This window comes from Rhizobium bangladeshense, assembly GCF_017357245.1.
Taxonomy (GTDB): Bacteria; Pseudomonadota; Alphaproteobacteria; order Rhizobiales; family Rhizobiaceae; genus Rhizobium; species Rhizobium bangladeshense.
This window is the reverse complement of the sequence record NZ_CP071612.1, coordinates 2780018-2794945: the sequence shown is the minus strand read 5'-3', so window position 1 is coordinate 2794945 and position 14928 is coordinate 2780018. Positions and strand designations below refer to the sequence as shown.

Annotated in this window: 15 protein-coding genes and 1 pseudogene; 7 read left to right on the top strand and 9 right to left on the bottom strand. The window is 61.7% G+C overall.

The window, feature by feature from the left end; translation table 11 throughout:
- Positions 1–108: 108 nt before the first annotated feature.
- From J2J98_RS13655 to znuA, 3 genes and pseudogenes are all read right to left on the bottom strand, one after another.
- Positions 109–492, bottom strand: a pseudogene (locus J2J98_RS13655) (VOC family protein).
- Between the two features lie 690 nt (positions 493–1182).
- Positions 1183–2388 (bottom strand): zinc metallochaperone GTPase ZigA, encoded by a 1206-nt coding sequence (gene zigA, locus J2J98_RS13650; RefSeq protein ID WP_207601329.1) that lies wholly within the window; start codon positions 2386–2388, stop codon positions 1183–1185.
- 176 nt (positions 2389–2564) lie between these two features.
- Positions 2565–3668 carry a zinc ABC transporter substrate-binding protein ZnuA gene (gene znuA, locus J2J98_RS13645; RefSeq protein ID WP_207603134.1) on the bottom strand — a complete coding sequence of 368 codons (1104 nt, stop codon included), beginning with the start codon at positions 3666–3668 and terminating at the stop codon, positions 2565–2567.
- A 101-nt stretch (positions 3669–3769) separates the two neighbouring features.
- On the opposite strand from znuA, the gene J2J98_RS13640 reads away from it, so the two are divergent.
- The 6 genes from J2J98_RS13640 (at position 3770) to J2J98_RS13615 (ending at position 7989) form a co-directional block, all read left to right on the top strand.
- Positions 3770–4705, top strand: a complete 936-nt coding sequence (locus J2J98_RS13640) for an ATP-binding cassette domain-containing protein (protein ID WP_207601328.1) — start codon at positions 3770–3772, stop codon at positions 4703–4705.
- A complete protein-coding gene (znuB, locus tag J2J98_RS13635) occupies positions 4698–5510 on the top strand; it encodes a zinc ABC transporter permease subunit ZnuB (RefSeq protein WP_064705468.1) in 813 nt (270 codons plus the stop codon). Before J2J98_RS13640 ends, znuB begins: the two co-directional genes overlap by 8 nt.
- The gene (locus J2J98_RS13630) at positions 5507–5905 is read left to right on the top strand and encodes a Fur family transcriptional regulator (protein ID WP_064705467.1); all 399 of its coding nucleotides are present in this window, start codon (positions 5507–5509) and stop codon (positions 5903–5905) included. The genes znuB and J2J98_RS13630 overlap by 4 nt, the downstream gene beginning before the upstream one ends.
- An 87-nt stretch (positions 5906–5992) precedes the next feature.
- Positions 5993–6391, top strand: coding sequence for an ester cyclase (locus J2J98_RS13625; RefSeq protein ID WP_064705466.1), 399 nt, complete (start codon positions 5993–5995; stop codon positions 6389–6391).
- Positions 6392–6664: 273 nt separating this feature from the next.
- Positions 6665–7066 carry a hypothetical protein gene (locus J2J98_RS13620; protein ID WP_207601327.1) on the top strand — a complete coding sequence of 134 codons (402 nt, stop codon included), beginning with the start codon at positions 6665–6667 and terminating at the stop codon, positions 7064–7066.
- Positions 7067–7281: 215 nt separating this feature from the next.
- A complete protein-coding gene (locus J2J98_RS13615) occupies positions 7282–7989 on the top strand; it encodes a methyltransferase family protein (protein ID WP_207601326.1) in 708 nt (235 codons plus the stop codon).
- Positions 7990–8108: 119 nt separating this feature from the next.
- Here the strand turns inward: J2J98_RS13615 and J2J98_RS13610 are convergent, their stop codons facing one another.
- Positions 8109–8639, bottom strand: a complete 531-nt coding sequence (locus tag J2J98_RS13610) for a gamma carbonic anhydrase family protein (protein ID WP_207601325.1) — start codon at positions 8637–8639, stop codon at positions 8109–8111.
- Between the two features lie 12 nt (positions 8640–8651).
- Complete coding sequence (locus J2J98_RS13605; protein WP_207601324.1) at positions 8652–9347, bottom strand: fumarylacetoacetate hydrolase family protein; 696 nt, start codon at positions 9345–9347, stop codon at positions 8652–8654.
- A gap of 271 nt (positions 9348–9618) precedes the next feature.
- On the opposite strand from J2J98_RS13605, the gene J2J98_RS13600 reads away from it, so the two are divergent.
- Complete coding sequence (locus J2J98_RS13600; RefSeq protein ID WP_207601323.1) at positions 9619–10371, top strand: nucleotidyltransferase domain-containing protein; 753 nt, start codon at positions 9619–9621, stop codon at positions 10369–10371.
- Positions 10372–10610: 239 nt separating this feature from the next.
- Here J2J98_RS13600 and J2J98_RS13595 read toward each other — a convergent pair whose 3' ends face one another.
- From J2J98_RS13595 to J2J98_RS13580, 4 genes are all read right to left on the bottom strand, one after another.
- The gene (locus J2J98_RS13595; RefSeq protein ID WP_207601322.1) at positions 10611–11582 is read right to left on the bottom strand and encodes a DMT family transporter; all 972 of its coding nucleotides are present in this window, start codon (positions 11580–11582) and stop codon (positions 10611–10613) included.
- 208 nt (positions 11583–11790) lie between these two features.
- Positions 11791–12900 (bottom strand): sulfite oxidase, encoded by a 1110-nt coding sequence (locus J2J98_RS13590; RefSeq protein ID WP_246569372.1) that lies wholly within the window; start codon positions 12898–12900, stop codon positions 11791–11793.
- A 199-nt stretch (positions 12901–13099) separates the two neighbouring features.
- Positions 13100–14080 carry an SDR family oxidoreductase gene (locus tag J2J98_RS13585; RefSeq protein ID WP_138393256.1) on the bottom strand — a complete coding sequence of 327 codons (981 nt, stop codon included), beginning with the start codon at positions 14078–14080 and terminating at the stop codon, positions 13100–13102.
- 161 nt (positions 14081–14241) lie between these two features.
- Positions 14242–14799: a DUF308 domain-containing protein gene (locus tag J2J98_RS13580; RefSeq protein ID WP_207601320.1), complete on the bottom strand. Its 558-nt coding sequence runs from the start codon at positions 14797–14799 to the stop codon at positions 14242–14244.
- Between the last annotated feature and the right edge of the window lie 129 nt (positions 14800–14928).

Here is a 14928-nt window from a genome sequence, read left to right as displayed (position 1 = left end):
TGCTGGCAAGGCGCAGCCGCCATTGTTGACAGGAGCAACGTCCATATCGGGCGATCGTCATTGGAATCCTGGTGGAACAACGCTGTCGAGAAGGTAAGCTCACCTCGTTTATTTCTTTGGCGCTTCGAAGAGCTCTATCGGGTTTCCGGCCGGATCTTCGAGCAGGATCTGCTTCCCGCCCATTCCCTGTACGATCTCATTGCGAAATCGTGCGCCCGCCTGGCGCAACCTGCCGACCTCCGCCTCAAGGTCCTCGACTTCGATTTGCATCCGATTCCATCCGCCAGGCTCCGGCTTTCGTCCATCTGGCATAGCCTGGGGCGCTCCGCCTGGTCCCGTCATGCCACTGACGAGCAGACGAAAGCCGTCCCTGGTCAAGATGGCGAAGGTGGGCGCAGGGCGAAACGCGAGGGCGAAGCCGAGATGCTGCCTTTAAAAATCCACGGCTGCGTCAACGTCGTCGACGATGTAGCGCATGCTGATGCCGGACATGGTTTCCTCCATTGTGCCATGGTTGCCTCGAACGAGCCTGCGAGTAGCGTTTGCAGACGCTTCCTATCCTGAAATCTGCGCTAAAATTCCTTGAAAATCGAATCCGCTCTCCAATCAAATGCCGCGCGTACGATGCCGAACGCGGCCCGCGAGCGGAATCTCAGGAACTTCGGCCTGGATGCGTATAGGTTAATCTGAAGTATAAACCTTCCGGCGCACGCTACGGATTTCATTACTCAGCGGCGTCATTTCCAGCATTATTGCCGGGCTTTGATGGTGATTGGAGGAGGGGCGGCTTCCGGTCGCCCTTTCGCTTTCGAGAAAGGTTTGGCGACGTCTCTCCAGACTCCTCTTTCCTATGCGTGCACAGGAATCCAGCTCTGGATCCCTGTGACGAGCACAGGGATGAGGGTGGGCGGCGGCGGTTCGGCTGAATCAACCACTTGTACGGGATGTGCCGTTTGCCGGTGATCTCCATCCTCCGCCCGCTTCGTTCCACCGAAAGCATTTCTCGTGTTATTCCCGCCGAAGCAACGGCATGATCCGCTCTCCGATGACGTTGAGAATGCCTCTGGCTTTGCCTGGCGTCTCATCCTCTGCCTTATGCGTCAACGGATGCAGCGCATCGATCGGTAGCAACGGATCGCATTCCGTGCAGACGCAGCGATAGGTTTTTGATTGCCGTCGCCCTCATGCCGCCTGCCTGCTCCAGCTGGCGAAGGGATCGGGCAGGTTGCGCCAGCGTTCGGGTGTGAAGGCCTGGCTTTCCACCAAACAGGCATCGAGCTCCCCCCTGATCCAGGCCTCGTCCATCGGATCGGCGCCGATGAAGACGATTTCCTGGCGGCGGTCGCCCCAGACCGGATCGAGATAGGGGCCGATGGCGCCGAGGAAGCCCGGCTCCTGCGGCCACTGTTCGCGTGGGACGGCCGCCCACCACAGGCCCATCTTGCCGGTGCGCACGAGAGCGCCCGCCTGGCTGATCTCGCCGACATGATGCGGGCGGGTCGCGAGCCAGAAGAAGCCTTTGGCGCGCACTACACCCGGCCATGTCCGATCGAGAAAGGCTTGCAATTTTGCCGGATGGAAGGGCCGTTTCTCGCGGTAGACGAAGGAGCGGATACCATATTCCTCGGTCTCCGGCACGTGCTTGCGGAAGCCGTGCAGCTCCTTGTACCAGAGCGGATGGGTCTCTGCCCTCACGATATCGAAGCGGCCGGTGCCGAGCACCTGGGCGAGCGGCACCTGGCCGAAATCGACCTCGATCAGCTTCGCATCCGGATTGAGGCCGATGATGATCTTGCGCGCGGCGTCGCGGGCCTCCTCGCTTGCCGTGCCGATCTTGTTAAGCACAACGACGTCGGCGAATTCGATCTGTTCGACCAGCAGGTCGACGATGGTCCTATTATCTTCGTCGCCCGCCGTTTCGCCGCGGTTGGCGAGAAAATCAGCCGAGGCGTAGTCGGCGAGCAGATTAGCGGCGTCCACAACGGTCACCATCGTGTCCAGCCTCGCAACATCGGAAAGGCTCCGGCCGTTCTCGTCGCGGAATTCGAAAGTGGTGGCGACGGGCAGGGGCTCGGCGATGCCTGTGGATTCGATCAGCAGGTAATCGAAGCGGCCCTGAGAGGCGAGGTCCCGCACCTCCTTCAATAGGTCGTCGCGCAGCGTGCAGCAGATGCAGCCATTGGTCATCTCGACCAGTTGCTCCTCGGTGCGCGAGAGATTGGCGCCGCCATCGCGCACCAGTGCGGCGTCGATGTTCACCTCGCTCATGTCGTTGACGATGACGGCAACGCGCAGGCCTTCGCGATTGGCAAGCACATGATTGAGAAGGGTCGTCTTGCCAGCGCCCAGAAAGCCGGAGAGCACGGTGACTGGAAGTCTCTTGTCCATGGAAGCCTCGTTGTTGTTTATGTTATATCATTACATGCATAGTGCCGAAAAAGGCGGAACGGGGTCATCAACCTCTTTCCGCCTTAGCTCTCCCCGGAGCGCCGTCTGCCGGGATGAAGGCGCTCCGAACATCTGCGGTGGTGCGTGATTTTCCGAAATCTAGTGCACTTCGGTGATCAAGCGCCGGAGAGGCAGGCCTTCATGCTGTCGGCGATGCCGCGCATGAGGGTGAAATAGAGATCGGGACCGGCTTTGAGCGTCGCCGCTTCCGGGTCCAGAACGCCGGACCTGGCGCTCGTACCCTCGATGACCACCTTGACGAGGCGCGGTTCGAATTGCGGTTCGGCAAAGACGCAGGTTGCGCCGAGTTCGCCGACCTTGCGGTGGATTTCCGAGACACGCTCGGCGCCGGGAATGGTTTCCGGGCTGACGGTGATCGAGCCCGCGACACGGATCCCGTAGCGGTGTTCGAAGTACTGGTAAGCGTCGTGGAAGACGACGAAGGGCTTGTCCTTGACGGGGGCGACGGTGGCGGCAATCTCCTTGTCCAGCGCCGTCAGCCTGTCATCAAGCACCTTGGCATTGGCTTGATAGGTCAGCGCGTTGGCAGGGTCGGCGGCGACCAGAGTCGTGGTGATCACGGCAGCCATCGCCTTCGCATTCATCGGGTCGAGCCAGAGATGCGTGTCGAAGGCGCCATGGCCGTGCTGGTGCTCTTCATCGTCATCATGATGCGCATGGCCGCTATCACGGCCGGGCTCAGCGGCATGGCCGGGCTCAGCGGCATGGTCGTGACCATGCTCATCTCCGGAGGCATGCTCATGCTCCGGAGAGGCGCTATCATGTTCGGCGTCATCGTGCGGCTCGAAGGCGCCGCCTTCGCGGAAGGGCAGCTTGGTCAGGCCAGGCGCATTGTCGAGCTCGATGACGCTGGCGTTCGAGCCCAACGCCTCGAGCGGCTTTTCCAGGAAAGCCTCCAGGTTCGGCCCGACCCAGAAGACGACCTTGGCCTCCTGCAGGGCCTGCGCATTCGAGGGCTTCATGCTGTAGGTGTGCGGGGAGGCGCCGCCATCGACGATCAACTCCGGCTCGCCGACGCCCTGCATGATTGCTGAAACCAGTGAATGGATCGGCTTGATCGAGGTGACGACGACAGGCGCATCTGCCGCCCGCATCGTGCCGGCAAAAAGGAGGCTGGGGATGGTAAGGGCCGCGATGGCGAGGGCAGCCGGCATTTTGAGGGCCAGGTTGTTCAGGTCAGGCCTCAAGGCGCGTTTCATCATATGCTCCGCTTGAATTGCAGTTGTTATGTTATTACATCAATTGCGTTATGCTATAACGTGTGCGATAGCATGACGCAACAGGACTTTCGGAAAATTTGATGCTCTCTCCCGCAAATACGAAGGGCGAACGGCTGGTTTCGCTTGAGAATGTCGGCGTCCTGCGCGACGGCCGCTGGCTGGTGCGCGGCGTCGATTTTTCCGTCTCGCGCGGCGAGATCGTTACGCTGATCGGGCCGAACGGCTCAGGAAAATCGACGAGTGCGAAGACGGCAATCGGCGTATTGAGGCCCGATGAGGGTAGGGTGGAGCGCAAGGCCGGCCTCAAGGTCGGCTATGTCCCGCAGAAGCTTGCGATCGATTGGACGCTGCCGCTCTCGGTGCGCCGGCTGATGACCCTGACCGGCCCGCTGCCGGAGCGCGACATGCAGGCAGCGCTCGAAGCCGCCGGCATCGCCCATATGATCGGCGCCGAAGTGCAGCACCTCTCCGGAGGCGAGTTCCAGCGGGCGCTGATGGCCCGGGCGATTGCGCGCAAACCCGACCTGCTGGTGCTCGACGAGCCGGTGCAGGGGGTAGATTTCTCCGGCGAGATCGCGCTTTACGACCTGATCAAATCGATCCGCAACGCCAGCGGCTGCGGCATCCTGCTCATCTCGCACGATCTTCACGTCGTCATGGCCGAGACCGACACGGTGATCTGCCTCAACGGCCATGTCTGCTGCCGCGGCACGCCCGAGGCTGTCAGCCGCAGCCCGGAATATGTGCGCCTGTTCGGCAGCCGAGCAGCCCAGACGCTCGCCGTCTACAGTCATCACCACGATCATACGCACCTGCCGGATGGGCGCGTGCTGCATGCGGACGGGTCCGTCACCGATCATTGCCATCCGGAAGACGGGCATCACGCCCATGACCATGATCATGGGCACGGGCACGGGCACGGACATGGACATGAGCACACTCATGACGGCCATCACGGACACGATCACGCACATGAACACGCTCATTCCCGTAGCGGGGAGGGCCGCCATGCTTGACGATTTCTTCGTGCGCGCCATCCTTGCCGGCGTCGGGCTGGCTTTGACGACCGGGCCGCTCGGCTGCTTCATCATCTGGCGGCGCATGGCCTATTTCGGCGATACGATTGCCCATTCGGCGCTGCTCGGCGTGGCGCTGTCCCTGCTCTTCGAACTCAACCTGACGCTGGCCGTCTTTGCCGTCGCCGCCCTCGTGTCGGTGCTGCTGCTCTTCCTGCAGAAGCGCCAGGCGCTGTCGGCGGATGCGCTGCTCGGCATCCTCTCGCACGCGACGCTGGCGATCGGTCTCGTCATGGTCGCCTTCATGAGTTGGGTGCGGGTCGATCTCGTCGCCTTTCTGTTCGGCGATATCCTCGCCGTCTCCTCGACCGATATCGCGCTGATATGGGGCGGCGGGGTTTTCGTGCTCGTCGCGATCGCCTGGCTCTGGCGGCCGCTGCTGGCTTCGACCGTCAACGCCGAGCTTGCCGAGGCGGAAGGGCTGAAGCCCGAGCGGGCGCGGCTCTTCTTCATGCTCTTGATGGCTGTCGTTATCGCCATCGCGATGAAGATCGTCGGCATCATGCTGATCACTTCGCTGCTGATCATCCCGGCTGCGACGGCGCGCCGCTTCTCATCGACGCCGGAGATCATGGCGGTGCTCGCCTCGCTGATCGGGGCGGCCGCAGTCGTCGGCGGCTTGTTCGGCTCGCTCACCTATGACACGCCGTCAGGCCCGTCGATCGTGGTCGCGGCGCTGATCCTCTTCATTCTCAGCCTGCTTCCCCTCAGGCGCCGCGCGGTCATGCAAGGACAAAGCTCATGACAACACCGCAGCTTACCAAGAACCAGTCGCTGGTCTTCGAGGTGCTCGAAAAGGCCGAGGGGCCGCTCAGCGCCTATACCATCCTCGACAAGCTGCGCGACCACGGTTTTCGAGCGCCGCTGCAGGTCTACAGGGCGCTTGAAAAGCTGCTTGAATATGGCGTCGTGCACCGGCTGGAAAGCATCAATTCCTTCGTCGCCTGCGCCCATCCCGACGACGACTGCCACAGCCACGGCATCGTCGCCTTCGCCATCTGCGAAAGCTGCGGCCAAGTGATGGAGTTCCACGACCATGAGGTCGACCACCGGCTGATGGGCTGGGTGCGCGGGCAGAAGTTCAAGCCGGAGAAAACGACCATCGAGATCCGCGGTCTGTGTGAGGCTTGTGCGGCGTGAGTGAGATGAGGGCCGCGTGGTGCGCTGGCGGGCACGGATTGCCGCGCTATCTTGACTGCGGAGCTGTTGCCAAGCCCGGACAAGCCCATGACGAAAACCGAACTTGCGGACCTCTATCGCGGCTACATCGCCTGCCTCAACAGACAGGACTGGCTGAATCTCGGGCAGTTCGTCGCGGACGACGCAATCCATAACGGGCGACGGCTTGGGCTGTCGGGTTACACCGCCATGCTGGAGCGGGATTTCAACGAGATTCCGGATCTTTACTTCAATGTTCTGTTGCTTGTCTGCGACCCGCCTTACGTGGCGGGCCGGCTCGGTTTTGAGTGCACACCAAAGGGAAGATTCCTCGGCCTCGATGTGAACGGCAAGCGACTGTCGTTCGGTGAAAACGTGATCTACGAATTCCGCGGCGGCAAAATCAGCGAAGTGTGGTCGGTGCTGGACAAGGTGGCGATTGAAGCTCAGCTTGCGGGCGGGCGCTGATCGCTCGCACTCACATCACGGCAATGCGCCGGCCGAATGCCGTATGGTCGTTTTGTTGCCGGCGGCGGTCGGCTCGTTTTCCTCAACAAAGTCGCAAGAACGTGCAGGCTGCGGCAAATTCGACGAAGAATTGTGTGGCGGACGGACTGTCCATTGCGTGCGTGATGTAAGAATCGGAAACACTTTGTGACTAAGTCCCTCCAAAAGCAGCGTTTTTCGACTTGCTGCGCAACCAGACTTGAAGGATATTGCGCAGACGTTGAGGATGCCGTCATGATCAGAATGATAGAAGACCCTGCCGAACTGGCTGGAGAAGACATCACTGGCAAATATATTCTCCGTAAGCTGAACTATCATTGGTTCGCATACGGAAAGGCGGCCGTCGTGACCGCCTGTAAAGGCACGATCCTGCATCTCGATCGGGAAGAAACGGTTTATTCCGAACGCTGGGGCCGTCGTGCCTACACAGGGACCGGTAAACGCTACCCCGGCGGCATTTGCCCCATTTCGGCGGTCGCCTTCGTTTGCGATACGCCCGATGACGTCAATGCCGTCATTCAGCTGGATGTCGAGGCGCAGGACGAATTCTATCAGTTGATCGCCAAGACGGAAGCCAAGGTTCGGGCGCTAGCCGCTTCTTCGGGAGAGAACCAGTTTCTGGAAGCGGCCGAATAGAGCGGCCTTTCAACATTATCCGATGCTGCAGCAGCCGCAGTCTCCGGTAAGACAGCCGCGAAAAACAATGACATCTGCTTTGGGAGGCGGAATTCATTTGCCGCGTTGGCACGGTTGTTACGCGCGTCCCACTTCCTACATCAGACGCAGGACTGTCAGACTTTTGCGGCCGCTTTCGGCAGAGGGCGCTTGCCCGGTGAAGTAGGAAAACGGTCATGACACAGGAACGCAGCCGGCCCGGTCGATCCTTTGCGGCAGCTCCGCCGCTTGGATCGCTCGCCATAACCGTCGCAGTGATGGTCGTCGTGCTGTTCTGGCCTGCCGGCACGCTCGCTTGGCCGCGCGGCTGGATCTTTCTCGGTCTCTTCCTCGCACTGACTGCAATCGCGATCGTCTGGATCTGGCGGACGAATCCGGAGCTGTTCGCGGCACGCAGCCGATATCAGAAGGGAACCAAGCGCTGGGACGCCGTCGTCGCGACGCTGACGATCATTCTCTTTGCGGCCATTCTTCCGGTCGGTGCGTTCGACGACGGGCGCTTCCATTGGGCGCCGCAGCCCGATTGGGTCGTTCTCCTCGGCTATCTCCTGACGTCCGTGGGATATCTGGGCCTGACCTGGGCGCAATCGGTAAACCGGCATTTCGAGCCAACGGTGCGCATCCAGACCGACCGCGACCACCAGGTTATCGACAGCGGGCCCTACGCCGTCATCCGCCACCCGGGCTATGCGTTCGCCATTGTGCTTGCTTCCGGAATGGCGCTGTCGCTCGGCTCGCTTTACGCACTGATCCCGGTGGGGCTGCTCATTGCCGTGCTTTTCGGCCGGACGCTGGGAGAGGAGGCGGAGTTGCGCAAGGGGCTTGCGGGATATGAGGAGTATGTGGCGCGGGTGCGCTGGCGGTGGATTCCGAGAATTTGGTGAGGGCGTGGGTGTGCCGTAATGCGTCCGGTTACTTGCCCCCAGCTTGCGCTTCGTGCCTTAGCGACGAACGCCTTGAGCGCAAGCGAAAGGCATATTTTTCCTGGAAGAGGCGCCGTCAATCACCCAATCACCCTGAGATCCCGCGCAAACCGCTGCCAGTTCGCCACATAATTCTCCGCCGAACGGCGCATGGCTTCGACAGCCTTCTCATCCAGCACCCGCACCACGCGGGCCGGCGCGCCGACGATCAGGGAGTTGTCCGGGAATTCCTTGCCCTCCGTCACCAGTGCATTGGCGCCGACGAGGCAGTTGTTGCCGATCTTGGCGCCGTTCAGGATGCTTGCACCCATGCCGATCAGCACGTTGTCGCCGAGGGTGCAGCCGTGGAGGATGGCGTGGTGGCCAATGGTGCAGCCTTTGCCCGTCGTCAGCGGAAAACCCATATCGGTATGGGCCATAACGCCTTCCTGGATGTTGGTGCCGGCGCCGATGGTGATCCTCTCATTATCGCCGCGCAGCACCGATCCGAACCAGATGCCGACATTCTCGCGGAGCTCGACATCTCCGATCACATGCGCATCCGGCGCGATCCAATGGAGGCCGGCGGGCGGCAGTTTCGGGGTCAGTCCGCCAAGGGCATAGATCGGCATGATATCCTCCGCTCAGATGACCTCGACCGACAGCGTCGCGACACCCTCGATGCCGCAGGTGATGCGGTCGCCCCTCGCAACCGCGCCGACGCCGGCCGGCGTGCCGGTCATGATCACGTCGCCGGGCGCCAGTATGAAGAGCTTCGACAGTTCGGCGATGATTTCCGGCACCTTCCAGATCATTTGGTTGAGGTCGCCGTCCTGGGCGCGCCTGCCGTTCTGCTCCAGCCATATCCGGCCGTCTGCGGGATGGCCGACGCGGCCTGCCGGCACGATGGCGGAGACGGGCGCGGAATGTTCGAATGCCTTGGCGAGCTCCCAGGGACGGCCGAGCTTCTTGGCCTCAGCCTGCAGGTCGCGCCGGGTAAAATCGATTCCGACGGCATAGCCGTATATGCAGTCGAGCGCATCCGCGGCCTCAATGTTCGCGCCGCCCGATTTCAGGGCCAACACGCATTCCACTTCGTAATGCACGTCGATCGACAGCGGCGGGTAAGGGAAAGGGTTGCCAGCCGGCAGCAGATTGTCGGGGTTCTTCTGGAAGAAGAAGGGCGGTTCGCGAGAGGGATCGTGCCCCATCTCGATCGCGTGATCGGCATAATTGCGCCCGACGCAATAGACGCGGCGCACCGGAAAGCGCTCGTCGCTGCCTTCGACCGGCAGCAAAACCGGTGCGGGACGCGGAACGACGGTGGCGGGATGGGGCATGGGGGCTTCCTGTGAAACGAGTCTTTGCGCGCATCTTAGACGGAAAACAGTGCGGCGGGGAAGCGTGCTTGACAGATTGACGCTGTCGCCGGCGGACGATAACCTCGTGTCCATGGACAGGATTTTCGCAGCATCCACGACGTCTACGACCACCATTTGGCGGTGGGTGGCAGACGCGTGAACTGAAGTCCGTTCATAGCAGAAGACACCAACCCGCCGGAACGAGCGGGTTTTTTGTTGCCGCTCGTCTCCCGCATTCGAGGACGAGATCGTGGACGAACTCCAGAAACAGATGCTTGCCGAGCGGGCGCTCGCCGCCGCCGGCCGCTCCTTCGCCAGCCGCTATGCCGGGGCGGCCTTCGCCTATGTCTCCGGTTCCATCATGCGCGGCGAGGGGACGGCGTTTTCGGATATCGATCTGGTCGTCGTCTTCCCGTCACTCGAAAGAGCCTGGCGGGAGTCCTTCACTGAAGACCGTTTTCCGGTCGAGGCCTTCGTCCACGATCCCCAAACGCTGGCGCATTATCTCCATGCAGACGCAGAGAGCGGCTATCCGATCATGGTCAATATGGTTGCGACGGGCAGCATCGTGGGGCCTAATATCGAGCACGCCCGCGCCATCCAGGCAAAGGCAGCGAAAGTGCTGGCGGCAGGGCCGAAACCTCTCGACGGCCCAAGCTACGATATGCTGCGCTATCAGGTCACGGATCTCGCCGACGATCTGCGCGGCGCCCGCCCGCCCGAAGAGATCGGCGCTATTTCAGCTCTTCTCTACCAGAAGCTGGCCGACCTGATCCTGCTCGGGCGCGGCGCATGGACCGGCCGCGGCAAATGGGCGCCGCGCCTCATCACGAAACTCGATGCGCAACTAGCTGCGGAATTCGACGCTGCGTTCAGGTTGGCGGTACAGGGTAACTGCGCCCGATTCCTTGCCTTGGCCGACCGGGAGCTCGACTTGCACGGCGGGCGCTGTTTCGATGGCTTCAGGCAGGAGGCTCCGGTGGCGGCGCGGCGGTCGGAATAGGTGCGAGTGCTCAAGAAAGCTTCATCCTGAGTTGCCCCGAAGGACGTTTGAGCGATGCTTCGAGGCTCCGCCCTCTCGGGCAGCGCGTCTCAGCATGAGGAGCCTTGGAGAACGCCGTGATTGCCCCTCACCGTGACCCTCTCCCCGCTTGCGGGGGAGGTGACGTGCCTCGCGAGAGGACGCGAGGACGGATGGCTGCGGCGCCAGAAGCGGTCACTGGGATGCCATTCCGCTCGTCCTCAGGCTTTGGTCGTCTCCGCGCTGGTCGCGGGCCTCAGCAAGATGATGAGAAGCAGGCCGGCGACGATGAGTACCGCGCCTTCGAGATGATAGCGTTGCAGCTGTTCGCCGAGGAGCAGGTAGGCGAGCACGGCGATAATGACCGTCTGGATGTAAAGCAGCACGCCCGCGCGCGCTGCACCCAGGGCCTCGATGCTGCGATTGAAGAGATAATACATCACCGCGCCGCCCGGGATCGCGACATAGCCGAGCGCGATAAGGCCGCTGGCATTCAGTGTCGAGCGCTCGTCGGAGACAAGCTCAAACAGGTAGAAAGGCAGCGCCGTTAACGCCGCCGCCCCAAGGAGGAGAACCAGGAGCGCAAGGCGGTTCAGATCGAATTTCGCCCGACGGAGCAGGACGGTATAGAGGCTGAAACAGAACGCGCCAGCGACGATCCACAGCTCTCCCGGATTAAGGTCGAGACGCAGGAGCGCCGTCGGGCTGCCCTTGACGATGATGACCACGATCCCGAGAAAGGCGACGATCGAGCCGATCACCTGCCAGCGTCCCATCGGCTCAGCCAGAATGAAACGGGCAAGAATCATGGTGATGATCGGGATCAGGGCGATGATGATACCGGCGGTCGTGGCATCGGCATGTTCGAGGCCGACAAAGATCAGCCCCTGGCAGATCGCAAGCCCCATGCCGCCGATGGCGAGCAGCTCGAGGCCGCGAGCCCGCGCGAGTGTCACCATGGCGCCGAAATGCCGGTGCACGATCGGCATCAGGATCGCCCAGGCGATCAGAACGCGCCAGAAGCAAAGCGCCCAGGGCGGCATCTCCGAAGAAACCCATTTCGCGGCGATATAGACACCGGCCGACAGCAGCCAGCAGAAAACCCCCACGGAATAGGCGCCTGCAAGCGAACCGCCCGCCGCCTGTTCCGTCCCGACCGTGTCGCGATGGACCGCCAAGACATGTATCGCCATGGCCCCGTTATGCCACAATTCCCGAGGGGTGGACAGATGAAGGCGGCTGCACTTCGCCTCATGCGCAAGACGTCGTTCAGCGTCGGCCGGCCAGCGAGGATTAAAACGCAGCATTTCTCAAGAACTGAGCGCCGGCTGCTTGGGACCGATCGCCGACGAGCCTCGGCCGCTTTGCGCCAAAAGCCGCCATTCCGCCCCATGCGGGTGATCAGATCACGAATTCCTCCTCGTACGTCTTTGGCTCGGGAACGACCGTAACCTCCACCGGAATGATCCAATTGGCCGCGTAGCTCTCGCAGTCGGAACGCTGGAGGTCGGGCTGCACGCACCCCGCCCCATCGATCGCGCGACATCGCAGTACATATCGCCCCACTTCTTCAGGGGTCCACATGTACTCCCACAAGCGCCATGCAAAGGGACGTTCCGTTTCGAGGAGCCTTGCCTCGCGCCAGCCACTGCCATCTCCAGTGCAGACCTGCACCTGCCGGACAGCAGCCTCTCCGCTCCAGGCGGCTCCGAAAATCCGGTACGGCTGGCCGACGATGAGATGCGCCCCCTGGACGGGACGCGCGATCTGCGCTTTGACCTCCATCTCCGCAAGGGGGACCAGCCTGGGTTCCCCGAGGTTGCGCTCCCAACGGAAATAGTCGCGCGCCTGCCAGTAGCCAAGGAACGGTTGCTCCACAACCGTGATATCAGTAATCCACTTGACCCAAGCCATGCCGAACCAGCCACCCACGACCGCGCGTAGCGGGTAGCCGTGATCGCGCGTCAACGGCTCCTCGTTCATCGAATAGGCAAGGATCGTGCTGTCAGCGATGGCCTTCTCAAGCGGTAAACTGCGGGCAAAAGCGATGGGGCCGGGAGAAGCCGTTTTCTTGTTCGTGTCGACGACGCCGCTGTCGGCGCCTGCGAGCAGAACCTCACATGCGGTTCGCTTAACGCCCGCCATTTCCAATATCTCGCGCAGAAGAACACCTGTCCACGCGGCATTGCCGACGGCTCCGTTCTGCCACTGCAACCCCTCCCTCGGCGGCACATAGTAGACGCGCCCGTTCCCTGCGCACTCGACGACGGCGTTGAAAGTCGTGCTCCGCATCGCCTTGATGCTGTCGAGGTCAAGTTCGATCGGCTGCTCCACCGCCCCCCCAACGCGCAATCTCCAGTCTCGCACATCGAGGTCAGGTGAGGGGAAATGATTTCGCACGAAGAACTGCTCGGTTGGGATCAGCCAATCGGAGAGCGACGCAAACGGAAACTCGATGTTCGGTGGGGATTTCTGTCGAACTATTAGACTGGGTTGCTGTGTTGTCGGCATCGTTCTCGTCTCCCCTTCGAAGAGCACAACGTCGGCTCTCGGTCGCGCGAATTCTGGTTCGATCACACCGCGACCCGCATTCTAGCACATACCGCACGTTCCTCGGATCGACCTCGAACGGCAGCAAAGGGCTGCGAGCGGTCGGAGCGTCACGGCAATTTTGTACCAATCGCGGACGCCCAGTCGCCAACGGAGCAACCTAACCAAGAGCACCTTGCTCAGCACAGATCCTGTCGATCAGCGCATCGAGTTCACCCCTCGGTGGTGGGTTTTTGGCAAGCCGCTGCTTGAGATGCATGATCGGGTCGGCCAGGATTTCATCCAGCCTCTCGGCGCACGTGAAGTCTCCGGCCACGCGCTTGACCTTCGAATTGTCGAAAATGGCAGTCCAGGCCTTGTCTCCGAGGAGGGGGCCGATCCATTCGGGATTGTATTTGATCAGCGTGTCCGTCGGCACGTGGACGATCTTTGCCTCGACGCCCAGCAATCTCGCGATGGTCTTCTGGATATCGTCCCAGATATGGGCGCGATCCGAGGTGATGTGGAAGATCTCTTTCAGTGCCGCCTGCTTGCCGAAAAGGCCGACAAAGGGCACGGCGAGATCAATCGAGCGGGTGAGCGTCCAGGGCGTGTGGCCGTCGCCCGCCACGATGATGGGGTCGCCGTCCAGCATGCGTCTCGCCATGATGTCGCTGTCGCCCATCATGATCGGCAGGCCGGTGCGAACGGTGTGGCTGGGGCGGATAATCGTCCAGGCGAGATTATCGGATCTCTTCAGCAGTTCCTCGCAGGCGATCTTGGCCTGGCTGTAGGGCCAGTAGGGATTGATCGCCGGCGTCTCCTCGGTGATCACGTAATGACGCGGCGGTTTTTCATAGACCGAGGCCGAGGAGATGAATATGTACTGGCCGCAATTGCCCGTGAAGACCTCGATGTCCCGGGCGACGTGATCCGGCGTGAAGGCGATGAACTGGCAGACGACATCGTAATTGGCCTTGGCGAGATCGGCATAGGCGCTCGACCCCAGCTCCCCGACGATCGAGGTGACACCGGCGGGCAGGGCGGCTTCTCTCAAGCCGCGATTGTAGACGCTGACATGGTGGCCCGCGGCGACGGCGCGTTCGACACAGGGGTAGGAAATCTGGCCGGTGCCGCCAATGAAGAGAACTTTCAAAGCCATGGGGAGTGACCTCTGGGTCTATGGGCGGGGACTGTGATCACCCTTCATAGCGCGAAAGAATGTCATCGTCTTCCGCAATCTCCTGCATCGCCGAGATCTTGAATGGGCCGGATAAAGCTCTCTGCGGCGGCATGTTTGCCGCCGCAGAGACGTGATAGCGCCTATGCATGCGCCTTGCGATAGGCTGCGACTGCAAGCCAGATCGAGGAGAGCAGGAAGTAGAATGCGCCGAAACCTGCGTAAGGCACGATATCCAGGATCGTCGGCGTGGCCGTGCCGAGCGATCGGCCGATCATGAAGCCGCCGGCAAGGGCGGATTGCGCGCCGCTCAGGATCATCACCCATTGGGCGCCCTCGGTGCGCCAGCGCCTCACACCGGTGTAGAGCTGCAACAGGCCCGAGAGGATCGCCCAGGCCCCGAAGACGGCGAGGACGGCATGGGTGCTCCTGCTGAGCGCCATGATGACGGCGAGCGCCGTGACCGTGCTGACCACGACGTTCAGCGTCTGCGGCGGGTTGGCCCGCAGGCCGCCATTGACCCGGGCGTCGAGCAGATTGGCCAGCGCATCCCATAACGGATAGATCACCAGCAGAAGGGCCGCAGCGCCGGGCTGTCCGGCAAATGCAATGGCGGCGGCAATCCAGATGACCGAGAATGCGGCGCGGATGAAATAATAGGATCGTAGCCAGTCGGACTGGTTGGAAGACTGAGTTTGCATAGACAGGTTCCTTGTGTTGTCTACCTACTAGTAGGCAGGCTGATGGATCGAGTCAATGTGGTCAGCAGACACCTTCTTGTGAAGGGAGAGCGAAGCGCCAGAACTTGACAGTCTTCCTACCAGAAGGTA

Excerpts from the sequence above, each read along its gene's own strand:
- zigA (WP_207601329.1), bottom strand. The coding sequence starts at position 2,388 with ATGGACAAGAGACTTCCAGTCACCGTGCTCTCCGGCTTTCTGGGCGCT.
- znuA (WP_207603134.1), bottom strand. The coding sequence starts at position 3,668 with ATGAAACGCGCCTTGAGGCCTGACCTGAACAACCTGGCCCTCAAAATG.
- J2J98_RS13640 (WP_207601328.1), top strand. The coding sequence starts at position 3,770 with ATGCTCTCTCCCGCAAATACGAAGGGCGAACGGCTGGTTTCGCTTGAG.
- znuB (WP_064705468.1), top strand. The coding sequence starts at position 4,698 with ATGCTTGACGATTTCTTCGTGCGCGCCATCCTTGCCGGCGTCGGGCTG.
- J2J98_RS13630 (WP_064705467.1), top strand. The coding sequence starts at position 5,507 with ATGACAACACCGCAGCTTACCAAGAACCAGTCGCTGGTCTTCGAGGTG.
- J2J98_RS13625 (WP_064705466.1), top strand. The coding sequence starts at position 5,993 with ATGACGAAAACCGAACTTGCGGACCTCTATCGCGGCTACATCGCCTGC.
- J2J98_RS13620 (WP_207601327.1), top strand. The coding sequence starts at position 6,665 with ATGATCAGAATGATAGAAGACCCTGCCGAACTGGCTGGAGAAGACATC.
- J2J98_RS13615 (WP_207601326.1), top strand. The coding sequence starts at position 7,282 with ATGACACAGGAACGCAGCCGGCCCGGTCGATCCTTTGCGGCAGCTCCG.
- J2J98_RS13610 (WP_207601325.1), bottom strand. The coding sequence starts at position 8,639 with ATGCCGATCTATGCCCTTGGCGGACTGACCCCGAAACTGCCGCCCGCC.
- J2J98_RS13605 (WP_207601324.1), bottom strand. The coding sequence starts at position 9,347 with ATGCCCCATCCCGCCACCGTCGTTCCGCGTCCCGCACCGGTTTTGCTG.
- J2J98_RS13595 (WP_207601322.1), bottom strand. The coding sequence starts at position 11,582 with ATGGCGATACATGTCTTGGCGGTCCATCGCGACACGGTCGGGACGGAA.
- J2J98_RS13590 (WP_246569372.1), bottom strand. The coding sequence starts at position 12,900 with ATGCCGACAACACAGCAACCCAGTCTAATAGTTCGACAGAAATCCCCA.
- J2J98_RS13585 (WP_138393256.1), bottom strand. The coding sequence starts at position 14,080 with ATGGCTTTGAAAGTTCTCTTCATTGGCGGCACCGGCCAGATTTCCTAC.
- J2J98_RS13580 (WP_207601320.1), bottom strand. The coding sequence starts at position 14,799 with ATGCAAACTCAGTCTTCCAACCAGTCCGACTGGCTACGATCCTATTAT.